Annotated in this window: 1 protein-coding gene; it reads left to right on the forward strand. The window is 47.8% G+C overall.

Going from position 1 to position 546, the window contains the following annotated elements; translation table 11 throughout:
• A partial coding sequence (locus J5224_RS34660) for a DUF1698 domain-containing protein (protein ID WP_264629348.1) occupies nt 1–219 on the forward strand: 219 nt, incomplete at its 5' end.
• Nucleotides 220–546 lie beyond the last annotated feature (327 nt).

Raw genomic sequence — 546 nt, forward strand, 5'->3', positions numbered from 1 at the left:
ATTCCCTCTGCTCTGGCGCTGGTGCGCTGGTTGGAAAAGTGCGGTTTTGTCGACGTGCGTATCGTCGATCATTGCGTCACCACCCTTGAAGAGCAGCGCAGAACCTCATGGATGACCACGGAATCACTGGCCGATTTTCTCGATCCCAACGATCACCGTAAAACCTGTGAAGGTTACCCCGCGCCGCTGCGTGCGGTGATAGTGGCACGTAATCCTTAGTGTCTCGCCCCGGTGCCATGCCGGGGTTTTACTTGCTATTTATCGTTGCATCCGTTCCTGATCTAGCCTACATGCTTTGATATTTCTGACTACGCGTTATATTTACTTCCGCAAGATTTCGTAATGCATAATCGCGCTACATTAAATAAGGCCATAACCTGATATAAAAATAATTTTTTTCCTCATATCATCACTCCTCATATTAACAGGGAGTCATCAATATGATACCGTCCATGTCAAGTGCAACGCTTTCAACTCACTCAATTTCGACATCCCACAGTTCGTCACACGGAAACACTGCGACAGTGTCAACATCGGGGCTGGTAA

This window comes from Candidatus Symbiopectobacterium sp. NZEC135 (genome assembly GCF_025962695.1).